Origin of the sequence: Halodesulfovibrio sp. (genome assembly GCF_025210605.1) — a bacterium.
In the GTDB taxonomy this organism is placed as follows: domain Bacteria; phylum Desulfobacterota; class Desulfovibrionia; order Desulfovibrionales; family Desulfovibrionaceae; genus Halodesulfovibrio.
On the sequence record NZ_JAOARI010000024.1, the window covers coordinates 156961 to 177108 of the forward strand.

At 43.3% G+C, this 20148-nt stretch carries 14 protein-coding genes; 11 read left to right on the forward strand and 3 right to left on the reverse strand.

Going from position 1 to position 20148, the window contains the following annotated elements; genetic code table 11:
- Positions 1–287: 287 nt before the first annotated feature.
- The 3 genes from N4A56_RS09805 to N4A56_RS09815 all read left to right on the forward strand — a co-directional run bounded on the left by N4A56_RS09805 (position 288) and on the right by N4A56_RS09815 (position 5242).
- On the forward strand, positions 288–2381 hold the full coding sequence (locus N4A56_RS09805) for a hypothetical protein (RefSeq protein ID WP_295546902.1): 2094 nt from the start codon (positions 288–290) through the stop codon (positions 2379–2381).
- Positions 2382–2439: 58 nt separating this feature from the next.
- On the forward strand, positions 2440–3444 hold the full coding sequence (locus N4A56_RS09810) for a glycosyltransferase family 9 protein (RefSeq protein WP_295546905.1): 1005 nt from the start codon (positions 2440–2442) through the stop codon (positions 3442–3444).
- 172 nt (positions 3445–3616) lie between these two features.
- Positions 3617–5242, forward strand: coding sequence for a diguanylate cyclase (locus tag N4A56_RS09815; RefSeq protein WP_295546907.1), 1626 nt, complete (start codon positions 3617–3619; stop codon positions 5240–5242).
- A gap of 24 nt (positions 5243–5266) precedes the next feature.
- On the opposite strand, the gene nadD is transcribed toward N4A56_RS09815, so the two are convergent.
- Positions 5267–5950 (reverse strand): nicotinate-nucleotide adenylyltransferase, encoded by a 684-nt coding sequence (gene nadD, locus N4A56_RS09820; RefSeq protein WP_295546909.1) that lies wholly within the window; start codon positions 5948–5950, stop codon positions 5267–5269.
- A gap of 239 nt (positions 5951–6189) precedes the next feature.
- Positions 6190–7452, reverse strand: a complete 1263-nt coding sequence (locus tag N4A56_RS09825) for a glutamate-5-semialdehyde dehydrogenase (protein WP_295546912.1) — start codon at positions 7450–7452, stop codon at positions 6190–6192.
- A gap of 362 nt (positions 7453–7814) precedes the next feature.
- Here N4A56_RS09825 and N4A56_RS09830 point away from each other — a divergent pair, with 362 nt between their 5' ends.
- The 8 genes from N4A56_RS09830 to fliD all read left to right on the forward strand — a co-directional run bounded on the left by N4A56_RS09830 (position 7815) and on the right by fliD (position 18991).
- On the forward strand, positions 7815–8483 hold the full coding sequence (locus tag N4A56_RS09830; protein WP_293668850.1) for a tetratricopeptide repeat protein: 669 nt from the start codon (positions 7815–7817) through the stop codon (positions 8481–8483).
- Positions 8484–9138: 655 nt separating this feature from the next.
- The gene (locus tag N4A56_RS09835; RefSeq protein ID WP_293668852.1) at positions 9139–10677 is read left to right on the forward strand and encodes a sigma 54-interacting transcriptional regulator; all 1539 of its coding nucleotides are present in this window, start codon (positions 9139–9141) and stop codon (positions 10675–10677) included.
- 205 nt (positions 10678–10882) lie between these two features.
- Complete coding sequence (locus N4A56_RS09840; RefSeq protein WP_293668853.1) at positions 10883–11110, forward strand: zf-HC2 domain-containing protein; 228 nt, start codon at positions 10883–10885, stop codon at positions 11108–11110.
- 34 nt (positions 11111–11144) lie between these two features.
- The gene (locus N4A56_RS09845) at positions 11145–11867 is read left to right on the forward strand and encodes a flagellar hook capping FlgD N-terminal domain-containing protein (protein ID WP_293668855.1); all 723 of its coding nucleotides are present in this window, start codon (positions 11145–11147) and stop codon (positions 11865–11867) included.
- A 121-nt stretch (positions 11868–11988) separates the two neighbouring features.
- On the forward strand, positions 11989–13608 hold the full coding sequence (locus N4A56_RS09850; protein ID WP_295546917.1) for a flagellar hook protein FlgE: 1620 nt from the start codon (positions 11989–11991) through the stop codon (positions 13606–13608).
- Positions 13609–13695: 87 nt separating this feature from the next.
- A complete protein-coding gene (locus tag N4A56_RS09855) occupies positions 13696–15738 on the forward strand; it encodes a flagellar basal body rod C-terminal domain-containing protein (protein WP_295546919.1) in 2043 nt (680 codons plus the stop codon).
- 18 nt (positions 15739–15756) lie between these two features.
- Complete coding sequence (locus N4A56_RS09860; protein WP_295546923.1) at positions 15757–17250, forward strand: flagellin; 1494 nt, start codon at positions 15757–15759, stop codon at positions 17248–17250.
- A gap of 10 nt (positions 17251–17260) precedes the next feature.
- Entirely contained in the window at positions 17261–18991 is a 1731-nt protein-coding gene (fliD, locus tag N4A56_RS09865) for a flagellar filament capping protein FliD (protein WP_295546925.1), read from the forward strand.
- 481 nt (positions 18992–19472) lie between these two features.
- Here fliD and N4A56_RS09870 read toward each other — a convergent pair.
- The coding region (locus tag N4A56_RS09870) for a flagellin (RefSeq protein ID WP_295546926.1) at positions 19473–20148 on the reverse strand (676 nt) is incomplete at its 5' end.

The following is a 20148-nucleotide window of genomic DNA, read 5'->3' on the forward strand; positions in this document are numbered from 1 at the left end:
TCTACTTGTGATAGATTACCTTTCTAGCTTTTGAGTTCTGCGTGCATTGATTACATACCATCCTATCTTTTTTTGAGAGAAAAAATTGTAAGCATTTTCTATTTTTGAAAATACTATTGTTCAGATGTTGCACCAAAAAGCATAGGGACATTAAAATTCCGTGTATGAGAACCATCATATACGGAATTTTGTTGTATTGTGACCTGCCAGAACGAAAGCTTATGTTTGCCGAAGTTTGAGAACTTGGGTACATATCTCTCGATGCATTTTTACGTTCGGAGTATTTCATGCGAATAGGATCTAAGCTCGCTGCAGGATATGTACTGTTGCTGGGGTTGATGGGGACACTTGTTTTTTTGGGGATTGATGGCGAACAGCGTTTATCGGAAAATTATGATACGTTGGCACGGCTTTCCCGTTTAGAAAGCAGCATTACAATGATACACAAGACTGCGCTTGCTGGTGCAGGGCATGATGTATTGCTGGAACTTAGCGATGAGCTTGCAAAAGAGCTTAAAGAAGTTAATTCAACAAAAGGCTCAAATGAAGCAGCCATAATACGCCGTGCGGAACTTGCAAATATGGCGTATAAGGAAAAATTAGGGGCACTTAAATCCTTATATTCTGGGATCAATCGTTATACAGAGCTTGCAAAAGAAAATGTAAATAACATTGCCGAAGATGTAGAGCGCATCGCAGCGATTCTTGCAGATCAACGTGTTCCTTTGCTCAGTGCTTCGTCATTGGATGCTCAACGTAAACGAGATGAGCGTCTTGCCGCAATGCAGAAGAGCGTTCAAAATTTGCAGGTTACGTTGCGACTGATGGAAACATCTACTAAAAAAAGTGATTATGATACTGCGAAAAATGATGCAGGACTGCTATTGGAGAGTTGTATTGCGTTACGCACAAGTCTTCAGGCTACAGACCTGCTTGTACTCGATAGAGCAACTGTCGCAGTTAAAAATTTAAATGCAGATTTCATTCAGCTTGGGCAGCTGTATAATAGAATTTTTGAAGTTAATTCGAGCACAAAATCTGGTCTTTCCGACGTAAAAGTTGCAGTGAAACAACTCGCAGATGCCCAGCGGGATACATTGTCATTTATCCGTGAATCCTCCATCCTGCCTGCAGTAGCAATTATTGCCAGCGCAGTGATTGTTGCACTTATTTTTTATCTGATAATCCTGCGTGCTTCAGGAGGCTTTATTGCCCGTGTTGAGCAGGCTGTACATGGATTGACTACAGGGGAGATGCCTCCGTCTTCCGGTAAGGCATTTGGCAATTCTCATTTGGAAAGTGCATTGCTGGCTGCGTGGAGCAAGGTTGCTGAACAGGCAAAAGCCTTGGAGCAAATCGCGGAAGGAAAGTCTGTTGTTGATCTGGAAAATAAACTCGGACTAGATGCCGTAAGCCGTGCAATTAATGATGTTGAAAATACACGGCGTGAGATGGAGCAAACCCTGCGTGACTGTCTCGAATCCGTGAATCAGCCTGCAACTGGTTCTGCATCCGAGATGTTGCAAACGCTGAAAACGTGCGTGTACGATTCGTATACGTCTCTTGCAACTGTAACGGAAAAAATTCAGCATCTGGGACGCTCCGGTACGGCATTGGAAAAAGGGCTAAGCAAGGCAGCCTCGCACAGTGAGCAGGCTTTTTCAACATTGCATAAAGGTAAGTCTTTCAGTGAAATGGCTTCGGCTGTTTCGGCAGCTGTCGATGGTGCTGCTGCACCCGCAAATGATTCTAGCAATACTGTTGCGGAGCTTAAAGGGCAGTTCAATGAGATTGAGCGCGCTATAAAAGTAATGGGCTGGCAGGTAGGAAGTTACGAAGACGTTGCGCGTAACCTTGAAACATTGGCTATCAATGTTAATGTTGAGGCTGCGCGTGTTGGAGCAGATACAACTGCAATGGGGACGATTGTTGAAGAAATCCGTGCCCTGTGTGCAAAATGCCGCCATGCTGCGGAAGCAAGTGATAACGGAAAAACGCTTAGCTCCCGAGCTCTTGATAGAGTTTTTGGCGCATTAGATTTGCTCGAAAGTAAAAAGCCTTCTTCGGTTTCAGCAGTAGATGGGGATGCACTTAAGCGTGCTGCACAAGTGTTGGGACAGTTGGAAAGCGTTGAGCTTGCGCTGACTGCTATCTTCACCAAAGCCACCGTATCTTGTTCTGAATTTGTGAATGAAGCGGAAGCCCTTGTTTCAGTTGTTGAAAATGCATCAGAGACTTCTGCTAAATTGTCTGAAGAGCTTGCAGAAACTGCCGCTGAGGATGTTGCAAAAGCTGTGGCTGAAGATAGTCCTATTGTGCTGACAGAACAAGTTACAACATTTGATGATGGTGTAACCGAGCTTCCAAAGCTCGATTTGTAATAGAAAACGTAGATGGTTAGGATGTGGTTTACAGGAATATATATGGTAGAGCTTGAAGATGAATGTACCGAATAACTGGGTAGTCATGCGACTGAGTGCACTAGGCGACGTAGTGCTCACAACAGGCGTGTTGACGTATCTGCATAACAAATACGGATGGCGTTTTACCTTTCTTACATTGGAACCTTGGGCAGCTGTATTGAAAGGGCATCCGGCAATTGATTCCATAATTCCTATTAAAAAAGAGCAGTTGCGCTCTGGGAAAGAATACACCTTTTTTAAGCAACTTGCAGAAGAACATGAAGGCAAAGGACTGCTTGATCTGCACGGAACCATGCGTTCCAGATTTCTTTCGTTGTGTTGGAAAGGAGCAGTGCGCCGCTATCCGAAGTTTTCGATACAGCGTAGATTATTTCTACAGACTGGTGGAAAACTCGGTGGAGAAAAATTACTGCAATATAACGTTCCACAACGGTACGCGCTGGCAGTGGAAGAAGTTGCTCCTACTCGGCTTGAATTACTTCCACAGCTATTCTTATCTCAGGAAGAGTTGCAAAAGGGGCAGTTGCTTTGCGAGCAAGCCGCAGGTGGCAAGCCTATTGTAGCCTTACATCCGTTTTCAACGCATCCTAACAAAGCATGGTTTAGCGAATCATGGAGAATGCTCGCTGCAAAGCTTGTTGATTCAGGAGCACACGTAATTGTCATTGGGGTCGGCAATTCACCGGTACCTGAAGGAAAGGGAGTGACAAACTTAACTGGAAGAACCAGCATCCGTGAGACTTGCGCTGTTCTGAAGTACGCCAAAGCGTTGGTTACTGGTGATTCTGGACCTATGCATCTTGCCAGTGGTGTGCAGACGCCTGTAGTCGCGCTATTTGGTCCTACCCACAGGGCTTGGGGATTCTTTCCGGAAGGGGTGTCCGACATCGTGGTTGAAGCTGATGAAGAATGCAGACCTTGTTCTCTTCATGGGAAAAAAGTTTGTGATAAAGATCAGGCGTGTATGCAATCAATAGAACCACAACGAGTCTTACAAAGTGTCCTTTCACTGCTTTCATAATGTTATTCTACTTTTGCAGGCATGATTTTTATTTATTTCAATAGGGGTTTAAAAAAAAGGATGAATCGATTAAGACTCATCTGGTTTTAATGAAAAATTGTTTTTTGTAGTAGCTGAAGATTCAGTTTAGCAAGAGTGCGTTTGTGAGAGTAGTGATAATAGGGGATGCTTCATGGCAGTCACAGGCAACACGATGAATTGTCTTTTGGTACTTGAACATGATGCTGAGGCTGTGTTGGGCAGCATCAGGCATCTGTTGGATGAAAAAAAATATAGTGTGCGACAAATTGGAGCATCTATAGAACAGTTGCTCGCTGTCTACAGGGGGGATCCACGTTCAGTTTTTGTGGCTAATGTGGATTGTGACAGTACAGTACACTTTCTTAATCAGATGGCACAAAGCGAGGCTTGTTCGCATTTGCCGATTATTTGTTGCTCTGCAACCTTCAAAAAGGCTGAGTTTTACCGAGAACAGCTTTTTCAGCCCTTTGCCTATCTTCCTCTTCCTTGTCCTGATGTGATGTTTGAATGCACACTGGAATCGGCATACAACTATAGTGCTGTGCAAGTCCGACATAGTTGTGCTGTGGAAAAATATACACTTATCGCGCAAAATATTTCAGAAAGTGTCGTCTTTTTGGATACATCATGGCGTATTGATTTTGCGAACGAGCATTTGAAACAGTTATTGGGTTGTAGTGCCCCTTTGCAAGGGGAGCATATACAAACTTTCCTTGATACAGAAACGGTTGCCCGACTTGAGTCTGTATGCAGCAAGCTGGGTGAAAATTCGAAACAAAGCTTTCAGGGCTATGTGATTACCTCCGAAGATGAAATGGTGCCTGTATGGTTTGCTGTAAGTGAGGTTGCCGGTTGTGAAAATCTGCTTTGTGTAATGACAAACCTTGAAGAAAACTTGCAAGCGGAAGCTGCGTTGCGAGAGGCTGAGGCGAAGTATCGTGCTTTGTATCAGAATGCAGCTGAAGGCATGTTCCGCATTGAAGAGACTGGAAGAATTATAGAGGCAAACGCAGCTTTTAATAAAATTTTTGGATTTGAAATTTCTGACTGGGCAACAGTACCTACAAGTTACAATCTTTCTGAGCGGTTTGTAACTTCGACTGATTTTATTAAACTGATGGAACAGGTGCAATCTGTTGGGCGTCAGTCAAAATTTAATGCTCAGTTGATGCGTTCGGATGGGACACCTATATGGGGAGAGATTTCTGCTCAGTGGAGTGTTGATCCTAAAAATCAAATTCCGTATGTGGAAGGTATCTTATCAGATGTAACTGAGCGGCGGCGTGTTGAATTGGACTTGCAGCATAGAGCAACTCGTGATTGCCTGACGGGTGTTTTTAGCAGACTTTCATTTACAGAAAAGTTGCATTCAATTTTTGCAAGTGCTTGCTACGAGAATACGCGGTTTGCTGTTTTGTATCTTGATTTGAATGATTTTAAAAACGTGAATGATACCTACGGACACCATTCCGGCGATATTGTTATTAAAGAGCTTGTTGGTCGGATAGCAACTCAGATTCGGGAACGTGATGTTTTCGGGCGTATTGGTGGTGACGAGTTTTGTATTGTGCTCGAAGATATACGCTCAACCAAGGATGTGGATGCAGTTGTGGATAAAGTCCGAAGCGTTGCTGATGCTCCCGTTCGAATAAACGAAGAGCATTCAGTCAGTGTTGGATTAAGTGTCGGTGCTGCTATTTTTCCAGAAGATGGCGATTCTCCGGAAGTCTTACTGCAACGGGCAGACAAGGCTATGTATCAGGAAAAGCGCAGCTAACCGGTGAGATCTTCGCCTCCTGCATCAGGAGCAGTTTTGAGCATCGCCCCAGCATTCTGTAATAATATCGGCATAGTCATGCATGATTTTATGAACGCTGTCAGGAACTAGGTACGAAATGTCACGATCCTGCATCCACCGTTCTCGAATAAGTGTGGCGGAAACGTCAATGCGTGGCTGTTGCAGGAAGTAGATGCTGTGATCTCCTACAGTATATCCAGCTGTAATGTTGTCTGCGGGAGCGAGTGCGGTATGTTCCGGCCAATATTGTGGGCAGAGTGTATTGAATTGTTTCTCGTCGGCATCAGAGCGTGCCAGTACGATGATGTTCGTATGCTCAATAAGCTCTAAGCCTCTATGCCAGTCTGCGAGCGTAGGTAAATCGATTGACCCCATAATAAAAAACAGCTCGCAATCCCCTTCTTTTTTTTTGTAGTCTTGAAGAGTGTCGTATGTGTACGAAGGACCGGAGCGTTCTGCTTCTAATTCATTCACACGAAAGTCAGGATAGCGGTTGATTGCAGCACGAATCATACGATTGCGTAGCTCAAAAGACAGCAGTCCATTTTCTTTTTTATGCGGCGGTGTGGCGCATGGTACAAAGTCGATGCGGTCAAGATTAAATGCTTCCTGAACTTCTACCGCAGGGCGAATATGCATAATGTGAGTGGGGTTAAATGTTCCCCCGAGAATAGCAATACGTTTCATAATTAGCTTATCTTGTTTAATGTTATGGGGATATGCTTATTAATGTATGTGAGACTATACCATGTGATACTGTGCACTGCCAAAGGAAAAAAGGACAAATTCCTATTAGTTACGAAATGGTTAGCTGCTGTCGTAGATAGTGGTATACTGTACGATTAGATGGTCATTAATGGCTTTGGTAATAAAAAAAGGATGAAGCAACATGCTTCATCCTTTTTTTATTACGTATCGATTGGAGTTTATTGGCGAACTTGACCTTGACCAAAAATGACGAATTTAGTCGTAGTGAGTTCTGTTACGCCCATTGGGCCGTATGAATGCAGTTTAGATGTGCTGATGCCGATCTCTGCTCCGAGTCCAAGCTGTCCACCATCATTGAAGCGGGTAGAGGCGTTTACGGAAACACATGACGCATCAACTTCGCGCATGAACTTCATCGCGCGCGTGTAGTCTTGTGTGCAAATAATTTCTGTATGGTTGGAACCATGGTCGGCAATGTAGTCTTGTGCCTCTTGCATGGAATCGACAATTTTTACTAGAAGAATAAGGTCGTGGTATTCTGTTCCTGGATCAGCTTCAGTCATAGCGACTGCATGCTTGCCGAGCAATGGGAAAGAGGTAGGGCAAGCACGGAATTCTACAGAGCGCTGTTCACCCAACTCTTCAGCTACCATAGGCAAAAATTCTTCGGCAATGTCTTTGTGAACAAGCAAGCCTTCCAAAGCGTTACAAACACCCGGACGCTGAGTTTTACCATTGATAATGATATCAAGTGCTTCAGTCAGGTTCGCACTTTTATCAATAAATGCATGACAAACCCCTTTGTAGTGTTTCAATACCGGCATTGTCGCCAGTTCTACAACAGTACGGATAAGGGTTTCGCCTCCGCGAGGAATTATGACGTCAATGTGTTCGTCAAGCTTGCACATTGCTTTGATCGCTTCACGATCTGTAGTCGGAATAACCTGCACACATTCTTTTGGCAGTCCGGCATATTCAAGAGCTTCATGAAGAAGCTTTGCAAGGGCAATGTTGGAATTGATTGCCTCGGAGCCACCACGGAGGATGATTGCATTGCCTGCTTTCAAGCAAAGAATACCGGAGTCAATGGTAACATTCGGACGGGATTCGTAGATCATAGCAATTACGCCGAGTGGAATCCGCATTTTACCTACCAGCATACCATTAGGACGCTGCCACTGCGTTTCAATTGCACCAACGGGGTCATCCATGTCGGCAATAAATTCACAAGCGCTAGCCATTTCGGCAATAATTGCCGGAGTAAGACGCAAGCGATTGAGTCGAGGGGCATCAAGACCCTTTTCTTCTGCTTTGGCAATATCAATTTCGTTTGCAGCAGTAATCTGGTCTTGCTTTTCAGTAATAAGCTCAGCAAGGCGTTTTAGTGCTTTTGACTTCATTTCCGGACTGGCAGCAGTAAGTTTGCGCGCAGCAACGGATGCTTTTTGTCCCATCTCTTCTAACAGTTGATAAGTATCCATATGTCCTCCGGCTAGGTATCGGAAAAAGCCTGTAACAGTGGGGCTTACCGAATGATATGTGATTTGCGCAGGTCAGCACGCAAGGAATTTTCAACGATGTTCTCTAGCAGTTGTTTCGGTACATTGAATCAATTGCTTTTACCGTAATTTTTAGAAATACCTTTTTGAAGTGTAAACTGCAAGAGACTCACAGGTAAGTACAGGCAAAATAGGCAATGCATTATATTTAAATAATGGTGCATAAAATATGAGACAAAGTACGATGTGACGGTATAACATACAATATATTTTGACAATTTCGTCACATGGTTTTACAAAAAATTGTTTTCAAATGGATACTGAGAACACGTTTAGGAGCGAACATGGTCGATCACAAAGAACACGAATCCTCATTGCTTGTAGACTCGTTGCAAAAAAACATTTCGCAGGAAGCAGCACCGTTACTCAATTTTGTTCTGAAGCATGTTAAAGCTATTGCCTTTGGGCTGGTTCTCCTTACGGGAACGATAGCAGGTTTTGGTATCTATAATTATGTGCATGAAGGAAACATCGCAAAGGCACAGGAAACATTAACAGAGCTTACATCAGCGCCATTGAATGAAGCGCAGCTTGCAAAGTTAAAAAAATTCGCGGAAACATCCCCTGTACAGGTTCGTCCTGCTGCGTTGCTTGCCTTGGCAAAAGCATCCTTACGAGCAGAAAATTATGCTTCTGCGGTAGATGCATGGGGAACATTGCAGGCGCTTAATATTGAGAGCATGCGTGACATAGCTGGACTTGGCAAAGCAGATGCGTATGCCCGAATGGGTGATTACAAAAAAGCGCAGGAAGTGTTAACCCAGATGCTTTCTTCAGCGTCTGAGGCGTATAGATTGCCTGCCAAGCATCAGCTGGCTATGATGGCAGAAAAAAGTGGAGACGTAAAAACGTCTATAACATTATATAAAGAGCTTGAAAGCGTTGTTCCGCCAGCAAATAAGGCTTTTTATAGTCATAAGATAGCTATGTTGAATCTCAAGCTTAAAAATTAGCGATAAAACGGAATAGATAACCAGTGCAGCAAGGTGCGGTGCTGTTCTGGGTATTTGTATGATTTTATTGATAAAGTTTTTTTCGGAATTACGAGTTTTCGAGAAGGTGTCCTCAATGATGATATTCTTTATGTCCTTTGGTTAGTGGGGCGGGGTTGACCTTGGGGGGGCTGCTGAGTAAGAGATGCAAACGATTATTGTGCAGCTGTTTGTCATGATAGTGAATAAAAATTTAGTACATGCTCCGTTGTAGAGCATATGCTGCATGATATCAAAGCTAACAACAAATTTTACGGCAATATTTTTTTGTTGATTGCGTCCAGCATAGAACATGTTTCTTCGGTAATAAATACAGCCTGTTTTTTTGAGGATACTGTATTATGACTGCTCGGGACATGTGTATAGAAAGAGTGCATGGTTATGCGTGCTGGGGGAATTGCAAGAGGGTGTTGTCCGGTTCATATACGCACATAACATTCGTCACCATGCGAGCGTTATGTTGAAGCAGATACCACCTTTTCTGCTAAGCTAATGATAATTGCTGAACCCGTTCCGGAATGCTGTATTTTTGATACATCAGCTGGGCATGACCGGAGCTTAGGAATCAAATTACATGACTGTTACTACGTTACAAGATGACAAACTGCAGCCTTACATGGGTACCCTTCAGTGCATTGTTTCTGAGCTTGGCTCCCAGAAACCCTTCCAATCTACACTGAAATCTTTGTTGCAGACTTTGTCTGAGAACCACAACTTTAGAAGACCACACATTGTGATCTTTGATCCGGAAACTCGCACCCTTAAACTGACTCTTGCACATGGTCTTGATTCTGGTAGTGCTATTGAGTACGAACCGGGGGTAGGGGTAACAGGGCAGGTATTTACCACCGGTTCTCCCGTGATTGTTCCACTCATGAAAGATCATCCAGCCTTCTTGAACAAAGCCTTTGGTCGTACGGATGAAGAACTGGCAGATTTGGCATTTATTTGTGTGCCGATTACTGTTCCTGGTAAGGAAGGTTCTGCCGGAGAAGTTATAGGCACACTTAGTGTTGATTTGCCAAGTGACACTGCCGAAAGCCTTGAGGGACAGACTCGTTTTCTGGAAGTAGTTGCCGGTATGGTTGCAAACCATGCTACGTACTTGCAGGAAGAAATTGCCCGCCAAACGCATATGATGGCACAAGGTCTTGGTGGTGGTGAGTTAGCTGAGCACCCTGCTGTTTCAGCTAATATTATTGTTGCGTCAAAGTCCATGAAGCTTGTGCTTAATCAAGTTTCACAGGTTGGTCCTAGCCGAGCTACGGCACTGCTTCGCGGTGAGTCCGGTACTGGTAAGGAACTTCTTGCCGAGGCAATTCACCAAGCAAGCCCGCGTCGAGACAATCCGCTTATTAAACTTAATTGTGCAGCGTTGCCTTCTGAACTCGTAGAAAGTGAACTGTTCGGGTATCAGAAAGGTGCATTTACCGGTGCTGTTCAAGATAAAAAAGGGTTATTCGAGCTTGCGAATAACGGAACCTTGTTCCTTGATGAAGTTGGTGAATTAAGCCCGACAGCGCAGGCAAAAGTGTTGCGTGCAATTCAGGAGCAGGAAATTCAGCGACTCGGTAGTGAAAAGACGTTGTCTGTAGACGTTCGTCTTATTTGCGCAACACATCGTCCTTTGGAAGAGCTTGTAGAAAAAGGTGAGTTCCGCGAAGATTTATACTACCGCATTAACGTGTTCCCGGTGTTTATCCCACCTCTTCGTGAACGCCGTGAAGATATTTTGCCGCTTTCTGAACATTTCCTTTCTACATATGCAGAAGAGTATGAGCGTAATATTAAACGCATTTCTACTCCAGCTATCGATTTGTTGATGCAGTACCATTGGCCGGGGAACATCCGTGAGTTGAAAAACTGCATCGAACGTGCTGTGCTTGTGTGTGATGAGCAGGTTATCCGTACGTATCATCTCCCGCCTTCTTTGCAGACAGCGGAAAGCACCGCGACAGACTCCAACCTCTCTTTCTGTGAGGCTGTAGCTAAGTTTGAGCAGGAACTTCTTGTAGATGCTCTTAAAAAAGCTAGAGGAAATATGTTGCAGGCTGCGCGTGATCTTCGTGTGAGCTACCGTATTGTGAACTATAAAGTTAAAAAATACGGCATCGATGCAAAGAAATTTGCTGTAACACGGGGGCGCAACCGCTAGTTCCTTTACATTCATAAAGTTTATTTAAAGAGTCGTAGAAATACGGCTCTTTTTTTTGTTCCTAACGTTTTGAATTTACGATTCTTTTCTAGAACTTAAAAGATTGAAGATAACTTTAGATATCTTTAGATAGTGTTAATGGATGATTGGGGCATCTGCCACCGTACCTATAGGTGAATACGCCAAGAAGTAAGGAGCATTTCTAATGAAACCGAAAAAATCTTCAAGCTGGCTCGAACTGGTCTACGGCGGAACCATTGAGGAAGGGCTTTCAACAAGCAGGGAAGCTTGTCCCGGACACAATGATGTCGCCGCTTATCTCGATAAAAAACTTCCGGTAGCTCGCAGAAAGGAAGTGGAAGGGCACATGGCTTCATGCCGCGAATGTCGTTCCGAGGTTCTCGAGTTACGAAGAATTTTGTCATCCTGTTAATCGCACGTCACTAATCTCAAGGAGGAGAAAACACATGCAAGTATCTACAACACAATATATCAACTCAACGCACTCCCGCGACATGTCTGCTAAAGAGCCGAAAAGCTCTCTCGGTAAAGATGACTTTATGAAACTTTTGACAACGCAGATGTCCAATCAGGATCCGTTGAAACCGACTGACGATACGCAGATGCTTGCACAGTTGGCGCAATTCTCCTCACTTGAACAACTTTCAACATTGAACCAGACAGCAACCACAGCAAATACTGCTCTTGGTGCTATTAATGTTACAGGCGCTGTTAACTACATTGGAAAATCTGTAGTTGCCGGTGGCGATTCTATTACCCGTGGTAGCTCAGATTGTAGTCCTGTTTACTACACCCTGCCTGAAGGCGTTGATAGTGTTAAGGCACACATCTATGACGCATCTAAAAGTATTGTTGATACTGTTGTTCTCTCTGCAACAGGTGAAGGTGAACATGCCTTTACTTGGGATGGCACTAATCCAAAAGGTAAATTGCCTGAGGGTAAATACACTGTCGGTTTTGAAGCTCGCGATAAAAACGGCAAAACTGTTAAAGTTGGCTCGAAGGTTGCAGGTAAGGTTACAGGAGTTACTGCTAAAGACGGTAAGACTGTTCTTGAACTTGAAGGCGGTCGCACTGTGAACCTTATAGATGTTCAACGAGTCGAAGAAACAAAGGCTGTTTCCAGCGATTCTGATAAAAAAACTAGCGAAGAATCCGCAGCAAGTTAACTCAAAATACTACACTGAACATACTGAATCGGCAGCATAATTTGCCTGCCGCCTTAGTAAAATGAATTAAATTTATCGGCAAATTTTACCTACAGAATTATTGCTTTTCAGGGAGATAATCATGAGCGTTATGGGATCTATGTATACAGGCATTTCCGGACTTACTACTCACGCAGAACGTATGTCAGTACTGGGCAACAACCTCGCCAACACCAGTACTGTTGGCTTCAAGAGTGGTACAGTTCAGTTCGAAGATCTCTTCTACTCAAGCCGTTCGCACGGTGCGTCAGTCGGGCAGATTGGTCACGGTTCCCGCGTATCATCTATTTATCAGGATTTTTCACAGGGCGCATATGAAAACACAGGCGCTGTAACTAACGTAGCCATCGGTGGTCGTGGCTTCTTCTTAGTGAATGACCCAATTAATGGCTCAGAGTACTACACCCGCGCTGGTGACTTTAAGTTTGATAACGAAGGTTTTCTCATCAACCCTCAGGGTATGAGAGTGCAGGGCTGGGCTGCTGCTGATAGCTCTACAGCTGTCGTTAAAGGAGCTGTTGGCGACCTTCAGATTGATTCTTTCCAGTCTGAACCTAAAGAAACAAGCAAGATGTCCCTTTCTCTTAACCTTTCAAACAAAGCAATTGATAAAGCAAAGCCAACAACACCAGGTACTGCTGCGAACGGTACTGACTTTTTTGCTTTGTTCTCAACATGGGACGCAAAAAGTTCACCAGCTAAGCCGCTTGGTGACGACAAGTACTCCTACCAGAAAACAATGAAAGTTTTCGATAAAACCGGCTCTGCTCATGAAGTTACCGTATACTTCGATAAAGCTAAGACAGTAAGCGGCGAAGATACTTGGGAATACATTGTTACGTGTAACCCGAATGATGATGGTCGCCCAAATATGATGACTGGCTCTCCTGCCACCAATACAAGAACGAAAGGTCTTTTAATGGCGGGTACAATTAGCTTTAGTAACACTGGCGCAATGAAAAATATGTCAGCATATACATATGACGCTGGCGCTGCTGGCACTGCTGATCCAGATTCAAAAGATAACTGGAAAGCTGCTACCATGAGTGAAGATGGTTTCCCGATTTTTACAGCAAACTTTCTTCACTTAGAAGATGTTAACGATACTGATGATAAGGCTGCTGATGGTGCAAGCCCTGAGTTGATTGCACTTGATTTTGGGTTTAGCTCCAAAAATGCAAGCCGTGCATTTGAAAACGCAGCTGAAACTATGACAGCAGTTGAAGCAGATGGTACCAAACTCGCAAAGATTAATGATGTAGACATTAACAAAACTAAAAAGTCTGCAACTTCGTTTTCAATTGCGTCCACAACACACAGCATGGAGCAGGATGGCTATACTGCTGGTTTCTTGCAGGAAATTACAATTGATAAAAACGGTGTTGTTGGCGGACGTTATTCCAATGGTCAAAAACAAGAAATGTTTGTTCTCGCCTTGGCGGATTTTGCAGATAGACAGAGTTTAAGCCTTCAGGGTGGTAACCTCTATGCAGAAAGTTCTCAGTCCGGGCAGGCTGTAGTTGGACGAGCTAATACAGGTCGTTTAGGCAATGTGTCTTCAAATACGCTGGAACTTTCCAACGTAGATATGTCACGCCAGATGGTAAAACTGATTTTAACTCAGCGTGGTTATCAGTCTAACTCCAAGGTTGTGACTACGTCAGATGAAATGCTTCAGGAAGCAATTAATCTGAAACGATAGTTGTCGATAGATGTGCCGCTGCTGAACTGCAGTAGCGGCTTTTAGAATGTAGCGGCACACCCCAGTCTGTTAAGAGGAGCACACGAAATGTCTATTTATGATCTTATGTCTATCGGCAACAATGCAATGATGAACGCAAAGCTTGGCATCAATGTTACAAGTAACAACATGGCTAACGCGGACGTCAAAGGTTACTCTCGTACAACCGTTAATTATGTCTCTCGATCCCCTTTGGTGCGGAACAGCTTACAGTTTGGCACAGGGGCGGAAGCAGAGAGCCTTCGCAGGCATTACAACTACTTTGTTGAGCAGCAGTACCTAGCGTCGCATGGTCAACAGCAGTACTGGAATGCTAAAGCAGAAACATTGTACAGCGTAGAGTCATTGTTCAAACAAGGTGATAAAAATTACGGACTTTCTGTAGCTCTTGATAAATACTTCAGCAGCTGGAACTCTCTTACTCAGGATGCTGATAGTTCTGCGTACCGCATGGAATTGAAAGAGTATGCAAAAACACTTTCAACAATGCTTCATACAATGAGTAAGTCATTAAAGCAGGAGCTGCAAGCAACAGACAAAGCAATTGAACTTGGTGTTGCAGATGCGAACGCATTAATGAAAGACATCGCAGAGCTGAACCGAAGCGTTCTGGGGCAGCCAGAAAATCTTGTGCTGCAAGATGAGCGTGACCGCAAAATTCGCAAGCTCGGTGAACTTCTTCCTATTAAATCTTTACATCAGTCAGACGGCTCATTCACAGTTATTACTGAGTCTGGGCAAACATTAGTTGACGGCATTGAAGCTTTCGAACTTGCGGTAAAAGGACCTGAGGCTCAAGCAGAATTGACAACAGGTTCTGCCTTCAAAGGTGAAGTTAAGTTTGAAGGTCAAGGTTCCAAGGAATACAAAATAGAAATGGTTAAAGGCGGTGCGCTGGGTACTGCGGAATTTAAAGTTTCTATCGATGGTGGAAAGACTTGGCTGACCGACGAAAACGGTGTTGAACGAACTTTTAAAGCTGGTGACGCAGACAATAAAGTAAAAATTGAAGGCGTTAATATCTGGTTCAACAATTCATCACCGGCAACAGATTTATCAAAAGCAGATGCTTTTAATATTGTACCGAAAAGTGGACTTTACTGGAAAAAAACCACCGCACACCTCGTAAATATTACTCCTCGTGGTGGTTACGGTAATGAATCCGGAAGATTGAGTGGTGGACGTCTTGGCGGTTTGTTCGCTGCGCGTGATAGCGGCATTGCCAGCTATGAAGAGCGAATGGAAGCTTTTACAAAAGAACTTATTTGGCAGACTAACTACCAGCATTCACAGGGCGCAGGGCTTGCTCACTACAAAGAAACACAGAGTACCAATTCTGTAGTTGATTCTTCTGTAGCACTTAATAAGTCTAATTTGGCATATGCTAACAAAATTACCAAAGGTACCATAAGCTTTCAGGCATATACCGCTCAGGGCACACCGGATGGCGCTCGTATCGAAGTCTCAGTAACTCCGGGTATGTCTCTTGATGACTTGGTGACAGCGATTAACAACGCGCCTACTACCGCGACAGCTAAATTGACTGCATCAATCGAAGGCGGAAAGCTTAAAATTAAATCGAAGGTAGCGGACGGAAGTTTTGAATTCGCAGGCGACACTTCAGGTGCTCTTGCAGCCTTAGGACTAAATACATTCTTTAGTGGCTCCAGTAGCTCAGATATTGATCTTGATGCACGAATCAAAAATGATCCCAAACGAATTAACGCAGCTGTCGTTAACGGGCTTGGTTTGGTAGATCATGGTGATAACAAAAACGCTCTTGCTCTGCATGCGTTGGTGAAGAAAGGTGTTACGTTGGACACAATCCACACAAATACATCTCGAACTTTCTCCCAGCATCTAAGCACACTGACTGCACTTGTCGGGGCAGATATGGACGGAGCATCACGAAACAAGGTCTATTGCGACACAGTGAGCAAAGATCTTGAAAAACGCCAACAGTCTGAGGCTGGTGTAAACATGGATGAAGAGCTGACAAACTTAACCAAGTATCAAAAGAGTTTCGAAGCTGCTTCCAAGCTGATTACCACAGCTAACGAAATGTTCGATACCATCCTACAGTTAAAATAGCAGAGCAGGAGAATTACAATGCGTATTGCACGTAGCATGATATATACACAGTCCACTGGTGGCATGAACAGCGCAATGAACGAAATTCTTCGTTTAAGCGAACAGGCAGGAAGCCAGAAACGTATCAACCGTCCTTCTGACGATCCAAGCGGTTCTGCTCTGATTATGGACTTGCAGTCACACATCAATTCCCTAACTCAGTATGATAAAAATATCACGACTGCAAAGGGTTGGCTTGATACTGCGAACGAACAACTTGGGACAATCAGCAGCACCATCATTAAAATTCAGGAACTGGCAAACCAAGGTTCTACAGGTACGGTGACAGATAAACAGCGCGCACTCATTGCAACCGAGCTGCGAGAACTTCAGGTGCAGCTGATTGGTCTGACAAATGGTGACTACGCTGGTAACTCTTTGTTTGCTGGTGCAGCTGTTAATAAGCCTGCATATAAACTTGGATTGGGTGCAACCGTTGAAAATGCAAATCAGGCGTTGGTTCATAGCGTAACTGGTGATGCTAAAAAAACTATTGCAGTTAAATTTCCAAAGCCGACAGCTACTCAGAATATTGGTGCTGCTTCAATACCTGTTCAATTTTCTGAAGATGGTGGCAAGACATGGAAAAATGCCACTATTCCAACAGGGGCTGGGGATACAGTGTCTTTGAAGCTTGGCGGCGTAGAAGCTAAACTCAAAGTTGGCGAGCAGATTAAGCAGGATACCACCATGGTTATCCGACCTGCTGCAATCTATACTGGTTCAATTGATGGCGAAGCTAAGGCACAATATTTTGGTGCAAATACAGCCCTATCTCCTGTACCACAAGGTGTTTTCAGCAGCCCCGTTGCAGTTCGAATCGAAAATGATCCATCTGTTCTTATAGGCACTGCCATCGAATATTCATATAGCACAGACAATGGCGCAACATGGGTTCGAGGAAATGCAACAAAAGATAAGTTCTTAAATATTCCTGGCGGGCAGCTTGACTTAGGTGGATCTGGTAGCTTGCTGAAAGGTGAGCAGTTTGTCGTTAATCCAGTTGACTCTGCAATTCGCATTGAGATCAGCGAAGGCAACAAGATTCAGGTAAACAGTACTGGCGCTAATTTCTTCGGTGGTCTCTACACTGACAAAGTGACAGGCGCAACCGGACCAGTTGATGGACTTTCTGATGACAAAAACCTCTTTGAAGTTGTAGGAAACCTTATAGCTTCTCTAGAAATGGACGATCAGGACGGTGTGAAGAAATGTTTGGGTGATTTGAAAAAAGCAAATGAACATATCACCACAGAAACAGGTGTGCTTGGTGGACGGCAAAACCGCATACGTTTTGCGGCAGATGCGCATAGCAAAAGCAAAATGTCTACTACTGCACGTATTTCTTCTATTCAGGACGTTGATGTATCCAAATTGTCCACCCAATCCGATCGTGCTCAGTTCATTTACAAAACCGTGCTGTCTACCAGTGCGAAAGTAATGAACATGAGTTTACTCGATTACTTGAGATAAGGAGGTAGCCATGTCTGATTATTGGTCCGGACAGAAGGTTTATGCAGGCTTTGCAACGAAAACAGATTTTAACTCCATTATTGATGCAACCGTTAAAATGGAGAAGTTTCGTTACAACCAGCTGTCAAAGCAAGAAGCTGAAACAAATTTTAAAAAAGAGCAAATCGCCGGTTTGAATCGTACGATGCAAACCTACAAGAAACAGCTTGAATCCATGGATACGGTTGAAGAGTTTCTTGTAAAAAAAGGTACATCTTCAAAAACTGATATTGCTTCAGTTAAGGTGAGCGCAAGCGCACAGGAAGGAACTCATAACCTAAAAGTAACACAACTTGCTGATGTAGCATCTGTTGTTTCTACTGATATGGATAAAGTTGCCTATACTGGTGCAGATAAAACAATAACATTTAAGTATGATGGCAAGGCTTATTCTTTAGATTTGAAGAAAGATATGACAACTGAAGAGTTAGCTACTGCAATTAATAAAGCCACAGCTGGCAAAGTTAAAGCTAGCGTTATTGACCTCGGTACAGGTAAATTTAAGCTGCAAATGCGTGGTATGGAACTTGGCAAAGATCATAACTTTACTGAGTTTGATGAGCTTAAAGCAATATTGGGCGGTGGCGATGCAGCTAATACTACTGTCAACGATTCTAAAAATGCTAAATTTACTCTGGATGGCATTGACATCGAGCGTGAGACTAACTCAGTTGATGATGTAACCAAAGGGGTTACGTATAATTTAGTCGCCTTAGGTGACACTGTTGCCAAAGTTGAAACTGACTATGATGCCATCGTCAAAAATGTCGAAAATTTTGTGAAGCTTACAAACGAACTTAGAACTGGTTTTAAGTTAATTAAAGACTACAAGAACGAGGAGTTAGATAAAAAAGGTGTTAACTATAGCCTTAAAACTAACCCTGAAATACGAAATATTGAAACTTCTTTAAAGAATATTCTTAGTACACAAGGAATAGGCTTTGTTGGGGGAAATGGTGAAGGGCAGGATTTATACATAGGTCTTTCTTCTTTGGGAATCAAGACTATAGCGGAGACAGGTGCCAAAGATTTTGGAATGCTTGAATTTAATAAAGATGAACGTTTAGTTAGCAACAGTAAAGAAACATTTATGGACTACCTGAAGGCAAATCCAGAAGCTGTTGCTAATTTATTCGCTGCTGAAGGGTATGGGTCTAGCTCGGATACTTCTGTTCTCGAATTTAACAGTAGCATGTATTCCGTTAAACTTACGGAACCAGGTAGCTATAAGGTTGAATATGATGGTGAGAAGCTTCCTACTACGGGAGACGAAAACACTATATCAATGACGGTTAATGGAACGACAAGTCACGTAGTGTACAACGCAGTTACCAAAGTTGCGACCATCGATGAAGGGGTTGGGGCAGGTATTAGTTTTAAAGTTATTGATACAGCTGCTGGTAGTCATTCTGCAACGCTTTCTGTTCATGAAGGAAAAGTTCGGGAAACAATTAAAGTCGTCGAAGAGATCACTGCTAAGGGTGGTGTTTTCGATAAGATGGATGAAAAGTACAAAAATACAATAGATCACCCTGTTTATGGTTTGAAAAAGAAGATGGAAGATGAGCTCGCCCGTGTAAAGTCTTTAGAAAAAAGACTAATCGCTCAATATTCCAAAACAGAAAAACTTCTTGGCCAATATCAAAATATTCAAAAAATGTTAGACTTCCAATTGAAAAGTCAAATTGCTGATAAAGATTAGCTTCGGTAACAAGCTGGTTGAAAGATACTACCCCGATTTCATACTGAGATCGGGGTTTTTCTATGCGTTGTGTGATTTTCTACCGTGGGTGTATGAGAAAAAGTATGCTAAGTTGTGCAAAAAAAATCTATGGGGGACTATGGGGCAATGGAAATTATAAATGCAGCCAGCAAATTAGACACGGCTTACCATACGTTTTCGCGTTGAATATAGATGTCTAAGTATATTATTTTCGGGTAGCATGATGACGGTTATTAGTTTGAAACAGGGCAGGCTTACTGAACCTTTTGTTTAATCAAAGAAACAATAGGTACCAGCATCTTTTGTAGGATTTTTAGTAGTAATTTTAAGATACTATATTTTGATGTAGCCTATTGCAGGAGATAGTGCACAACTATATTTATCTCTTGAAGACAACGAAAATCCCCCTGCCTCGAAAGAAGCAGGGGGAAGGTTAGCAAGTGCTAGAAATTATGGCGTATTATCCAAGAAGTTTCTGAGCCATTTTAGGCAGGTTGTTTGCCTGAGAAAGCATGGATACTGCTGCGTTAGCAAGAATCTGCTGCTTGTTGAATTCAGTCATTTCAGTTGCTACGTCTACGTCAGAGATACGGGACTCAGCAGCCTGAAGGTTTTCTTTCTGGATAGAAATGTTTTCAATGGTAGCAGTCAGACGGTTCTGGGTAGAACCAAGCTGAGCACGGATTTCATCTTTTTTGCTGATTGCAATTGTGATGTTTTCCAATGCCTTTCTAGCATTTTCCTGAGTTTCGATGTTATCACCAGCTTCTTGTCCAACACCAAGAGATTTTGCTGTAGCGGTGTTGATCTCAGCATCGTAACTATCTGTTTTTTGGCTGCTTGCTCCAAAGTGTAAGCTGACTGTGACTAAATCTTCAGATTTAACTTCTAACTGTGTTGAAGACTTCTGAGCATCGTCGCCAGTTTTCATACCAATGTCAAAGCCATTACTTGTCTTGGTGAGTGTGAAGCGACCACCGGTATTGTTAGAGACAGTGTCACGAGTTTTTTGCCCATCAGCATACTCAGCAGTGATGCGGAATTTACTTGTGTCATCCATGATGTCAACGGTGTCACCGTCTTTTCCACCAAGAACAACTTCATCCCAAGTGTTTGTTTCGTCGTTAAAGACTTCG

Coding starts and splice junctions, on each gene's coding strand:
- N4A56_RS09805 (WP_295546902.1), top strand. CDS start 288: ATGCGAATAGGATCTAAGCTCGCTGCAGGATATGTACTGTTGCTGGGG.
- N4A56_RS09810 (WP_295546905.1), top strand. CDS start 2,440: ATGAATGTACCGAATAACTGGGTAGTCATGCGACTGAGTGCACTAGGC.
- N4A56_RS09815 (WP_295546907.1), top strand. CDS start 3,617: ATGGCAGTCACAGGCAACACGATGAATTGTCTTTTGGTACTTGAACAT.
- nadD (WP_295546909.1), bottom strand. CDS start 5,950: ATGAAACGTATTGCTATTCTCGGGGGAACATTTAACCCCACTCACATT.
- N4A56_RS09825 (WP_295546912.1), bottom strand. CDS start 7,452: ATGGATACTTATCAACTGTTAGAAGAGATGGGACAAAAAGCATCCGTT.
- N4A56_RS09830 (WP_293668850.1), top strand. CDS start 7,815: ATGGTCGATCACAAAGAACACGAATCCTCATTGCTTGTAGACTCGTTG.
- N4A56_RS09835 (WP_293668852.1), top strand. CDS start 9,139: ATGGGTACCCTTCAGTGCATTGTTTCTGAGCTTGGCTCCCAGAAACCC.
- N4A56_RS09840 (WP_293668853.1), top strand. CDS start 10,883: ATGAAACCGAAAAAATCTTCAAGCTGGCTCGAACTGGTCTACGGCGGA.
- N4A56_RS09845 (WP_293668855.1), top strand. CDS start 11,145: ATGCAAGTATCTACAACACAATATATCAACTCAACGCACTCCCGCGAC.
- N4A56_RS09850 (WP_295546917.1), top strand. CDS start 11,989: ATGAGCGTTATGGGATCTATGTATACAGGCATTTCCGGACTTACTACT.
- N4A56_RS09855 (WP_295546919.1), top strand. CDS start 13,696: ATGTCTATTTATGATCTTATGTCTATCGGCAACAATGCAATGATGAAC.
- N4A56_RS09860 (WP_295546923.1), top strand. CDS start 15,757: ATGCGTATTGCACGTAGCATGATATATACACAGTCCACTGGTGGCATG.
- fliD (WP_295546925.1), top strand. CDS start 17,261: ATGTCTGATTATTGGTCCGGACAGAAGGTTTATGCAGGCTTTGCAACG.